The sequence below is a fragment of the Streptomyces palmae genome (genome assembly GCF_004684805.1).
GTDB classification, from domain to species: domain Bacteria; phylum Actinomycetota; class Actinomycetes; order Streptomycetales; family Streptomycetaceae; genus Streptomyces; species Streptomyces palmae.
Genome location: NZ_SRID01000647.1, coordinates 1 through 1,720, shown reverse-complemented (window position 1 = coordinate 1,720; position 1,720 = coordinate 1). Strand labels below are relative to the sequence as shown.

Genomic DNA, 1,720 nt, shown 5'->3' with positions numbered 1-1,720 from the left:
CCACCACCCCGGCCCCGGCCGCCGGTGAGGGCGCCTACGTCACCCCGCTGGTGCGCAAGCTCGCCGCCGAGTCCGGCGTCGACCTGGCCTCCGTCCGGGGCACCGGCGTGGGCGGCCGCATCCGCAAGCAGGACGTCATCGCCGCCGCGGAGGCCGCCAAGGCCGCCGCTGCCGCACCGGCGCCCGCCGCGCCCGCCGCGGCTGCCGCGCCGAAGGCCGTCGAGGTGTCCCCGCTGCGCGGTCAGACCGTCAAGATGACCCGGATGCGCAAGGTCATCGGCGACAACATGATGAAGGCCCTGCACACCCAGGCGCAGCTGACCACCGTGGTCGAGGTGGACGTCACCAAGATCATGCGGCTGCGTGCCCAGGCCAAGGAGAGCTTCCTGGCCCGCGAGGGCGTCAAGCTCTCCCCGATGCCGTTCTTCGTCAAGGCCGCCGCCCAGGCGCTGAAGGCCCACCCGGTCATCAACGCCCGGATCAACGAGGACGAGGGCACGGTCACCTACTTCGACACCGAGAACATCGGTATCGCGGTGGACTCCGAGAAGGGTCTGATGACCCCGGTCATCAAGGGGGCGGGCGACCTCAACATCGCCGGCATCTCCAAGAAGACCGCCGAGCTTGCCAATGCGGTCCGCGCCAGCAAGATCACCCCGGACGACCTGGCCGGTGGGACCTTCACCATCAGCAACACCGGTTCGCGTGGTGCGCTGTTCGACACCGTCATCGTCCCGCCGAACCAGGTCGCCATCCTGGGCATCGGCGCCACGGTCAAGCGTCCGGCGGTCATCGAGACCGCCGAGGGCACCGTCATCGGCGTCCGCGACATGACCTACCTGGCGCTCTCCTACGACCACCGCCTGGTGGACGGTGCCGACGCGGCCCGCTACCTGACGGCCGTCAAGGCGATCCTGGAGGCCGGCGAGTTCGAGGTCGACCTCGGCCTGTGACCCGCACGGTACGGCGGCCCGCGGGCCACTGTTACCAGCCTCACCGGCGGCGCCCCCGCCCGGAGACTCTTCCGGGCGGGGGCGCCGCCGTATTGTCTAGACAGTCCCTCCCCGCGTCGCCTAGGAGCCGCTGTATGACCGCCCCCGTCGTCCACTCGCTGCGCGAGCAGATCCGCGAGCACATCGTGGAGGGCATCGTCAGCGGGCGCTGGAAGCCGGGTGAGCGGATCGTGGAGCGGCGCATCGCGGTGGAGCTGGAGGTCAGCCAGACCCCGGTCCGGGAGGCGCTGCGCGAGCTGGAGACGCTGCGGCTGATCGAGTCCGCGCCCAACAAGGGCGTACGGGTACGAAACCTCACCGCGGCCGACCTGGAGGAGATCTACCCGGTACGGGCGGGCCTGGAGCAGATCGCGGCGGAGCTGGCCGCCGACCGGCTGGCGCGCGACGTGTCCGCCCTGGAGCCGGAGGTGGCCGCCCTGTACCGGGCCGACGCGGCCGGCGACGCGGAGGCCCAGGTACGGCACACCGTGGCCTTCCACCGGGAGCTGGTCCGGGCGGCCGGCAACAGCGTGCTGCTGCACACCTGGGAGTCCCTGGGCATCGAGGTCTTCACCGCGCTGTCCATCCGCTGGCTGGGCACCCGCCAGCAGTCCTACGCCGAGGAGCACCAGGCCCTGGTCGAGGCCTTCCACCGCCACGACCCCCACATCGGCACCCTGGTCAAAGCCCACGTCCTAGGCTGCGCCCCCCGAGCCTGACCCCCCAGC

At 71.6% G+C, this 1,720-nt stretch carries 2 protein-coding genes; both read left to right on the top strand.

Features of this window, described 5'->3' with window-relative positions; translation table 11 throughout:
• Nucleotides 1-953, top strand: a 953-nt coding sequence (sucB, locus tag E4099_RS31785) for a 2-oxoglutarate dehydrogenase, E2 component, dihydrolipoamide succinyltransferase (protein ID WP_135342554.1), incomplete at its 5' end; no start/stop codon positions are given.
• Between the two features lie 134 nt (nt 954-1,087).
• Nucleotides 1,088-1,711 (top strand): GntR family transcriptional regulator, encoded by a 624-nt coding sequence (locus E4099_RS31780; protein ID WP_135342553.1) that lies wholly within the window; start codon nt 1,088-1,090, stop codon nt 1,709-1,711.
• Nucleotides 1,712-1,720 lie beyond the last annotated feature (9 nt).

Excerpts from the sequence above, each read along its gene's own strand:
- E4099_RS31780 (WP_135342553.1), top strand. The coding sequence starts at position 1,088 with ATGACCGCCCCCGTCGTCCACTCGCTGCGCGAGCAGATCCGCGAGCAC.